This window comes from Acetobacter oeni, from assembly GCF_011516825.1.
In the GTDB taxonomy this organism is placed as follows: domain Bacteria; phylum Pseudomonadota; class Alphaproteobacteria; order Acetobacterales; family Acetobacteraceae; genus Acetobacter; species Acetobacter oeni.
Genome location: NZ_WOTA01000078.1, coordinates 1 through 1923, shown reverse-complemented (window position 1 = coordinate 1923; position 1923 = coordinate 1). Strand labels below are relative to the sequence as shown.

Here is a 1923-nt window from a genome sequence, read left to right as displayed (position 1 = left end):
TCTGCGGGCCGCAAGACGCTCAATCTGTCGAAACAGGCTCGTGCCGCCTGATCGTTCCTTTATTGTTCATGCCAAACGTTGTTTAGCGTACCATCCACACGATGGCCTCAAGAAGAAGATCTGATGAACAATCCTGCGAAGAAGTTTCTCCCTGGGGTTCGTACCCGGGCGGTTTGGCTGGTTCCGGAACATGAGAGGGAGCATCCGTCCCGACGGGCGGTGATGGTCTCGATTTCTGAGAAGATCGGCTGTTCAGCACATAGGTTGAACGAACGGGTCAGAAAGGGCGAGGTCGCAACCTGGCCGGGGTTCGTCTGCATCGCGTTCGTCATTGATGTCTTCGCCCCGTCTGTCGTCGACTGGCGTGTCAGCCGGACAGCCCATGCGGGCTTTGTCCTCAATGCGCCCGAACAGGCGGTCCATGCCCGCCCGATGCCCGTCAGGAGGCTTTGAACTGATCCATCATTCGGATCACGGAGGTCAGTATGTTGCTATCCGCTATACCGAACGTCTGGCCGAAGCCGGGATCGAACCCTCTGCCGGCAGTGTTGGAGATTCATACGACAACGCCCGCGCCGAAACCATCAACGGACTGTTCAGGGCCGAGGTGATACACCGGAGAGGACCGTGGCGGTCATTTGAGGCCGTGGAATACGCGCCGCCCGAATGGGTGGACTGGTTTAATAATCGCCGTATCCTCGAACTGATCAGCAACATTACCCCCGCCGAGGCCGAACAACAGTTTTACGCTACTATGAACCACATTCCCATAGCCGCGTAATCTATCCAAACAGGTCTCCGACAATCCCGGGAAGGTTTACTCCAAAGACATATGGCCGACACAAGACACTGTAGCGCAGATGACCGCAAAAAAGGGGGGCGCGATTCAGGCTCTAATCGGCAACAACTATGCAATTTCGTCCGTTACGTTTACCTTTATAAAGAGCTCGGTCTGCACGTCCAACCAAACTGGAAGAAGTATCACCTGCAGAAAAAAAGGCCAGGCCAACACTACAAGTTACCGAAATATCATCCTTGCCAAATAGTATTGGATCAACTAAATTGTGATGAATTGAATTCATTTTTTCAATAATATTATTGCGAATTTTTACCGTCGAAAATACCAGAATCAATTCTTCTCCTCCGTATCTTCCCGCTGCCACTCTTGAATCACAAGCCTGTCGCAAACGCAGCCCATATTGCTCAAGAACAAAATCACCCCCTTGATGACCAAATGTGTCATTAATATGTTTAAAATGATCAATATCAATAAGTGCTACTGCGATCAATTCATCCGGAATTAAGGCAGACATTAGATAGGACAGTTCATCAAGCACGGCGTGACGGTTTAATAGACCAGTTAGACTATCTATTCTAGATTGCTGACGGAGTTGTTTTTGCACTTCTTCCATAACTCGAGTACGGTCGTGAACCGCTCTATCAATTTTTGTTTTTCTAATAAAATTATATCTTCTATAGAATTCCATAGATGCCATTGTTATTATTATGACTCCAATAGCTATCCATCCGACAAATCGTGAAGAATATGCCAACTCTCCCCCCATATAGGAAATAAAATGCGCGGAATTTGCTATTCGCCCATCAATCGGATCTATTGCCTGCACATTAAAATGTACTTCACGACCTTTAATATTTTGATAAAATACTGATTCTGAATTTTGTATATGATATTCAGAATCTATTCCTTTTAAAATATATTTATATTTTATTCCACTATTCTCTAAAAAAGTCGGAGCAACAAAGCTAATCTGTAACTTACGCTTATTCTCAGGCCAGACATGAGGCTTATCTCTTAGTGTCTGACCGAAAATGAGTTGAGTGATTTCAGCGGGTTATGATTCATGGGTTTGCGATAACCTGATGAGATCAAGATGGCCTGGACTGAAATCACCCGAGCGCAGT

1 protein-coding gene and 1 pseudogene are annotated in these 1923 nt (G+C 46.5%); one reads left to right on the top strand and one right to left on the bottom strand.

Annotated elements, in window-relative coordinates; all coding sequences use genetic code 11:
- Positions 1–291: 291 nt before the first annotated feature.
- Positions 292–781 (top strand): annotated as a pseudogene (locus GOB90_RS18615) (DDE-type integrase/transposase/recombinase); the annotation flags it as partial.
- 112 nt (positions 782–893) lie between these two features.
- On the opposite strand, the gene GOB90_RS18610 reads toward GOB90_RS18615, so the two are convergent.
- Complete coding sequence (locus GOB90_RS18610; protein ID WP_173572221.1) at positions 894–1625, bottom strand: GGDEF domain-containing protein; 732 nt, start codon at positions 1623–1625, stop codon at positions 894–896.
- Positions 1626–1923: the final 298 nt, after the last annotated feature.